The organism is Psychrobacter sp. TB55-MNA-CIBAN-0194, assembly GCF_040309505.1.
Classification (GTDB): domain Bacteria; phylum Pseudomonadota; class Gammaproteobacteria; order Pseudomonadales; family Moraxellaceae; genus Psychrobacter; species Psychrobacter fozii.
On sequence record NZ_JBEOOW010000868.1, the window covers coordinates 1 to 230 of the forward strand.

The 230-nt window shown below is 49.1% G+C and carries 1 protein-coding gene; it reads left to right on the plus strand.

What is annotated here, in order from left to right; all coding sequences use genetic code 11:
- On the plus strand, positions 1-217 hold a 217-nt coding region (locus AAEY75_RS17405; protein ID WP_352260445.1), incomplete at its 5' end, for a non-canonical purine NTP pyrophosphatase.
- Positions 218-230: the final 13 nt, after the last annotated feature.

A 230-nucleotide genomic window follows, 5' to 3' on the forward strand; every position in this document is an offset into this window, starting at 1 on the left:
GTGTGTGCCCGCACTCGGTAACGCACCGGGGATTTACTCTGCTCGCTATGCTGGTGAGCATGGTAACGATAGGAAAAACAATGCAAAGCTCATCGCTGAATTCCAGCCTATTCGTGCTGAGCACGCTAACGAGCCTATTCAAGGGTTATTTGTGTGCGGACAGGCAATTGTGAGTCATGCTGATGAACCGTTACAGATTATCGCTCAAGGATTATGACATCGCGAGATGT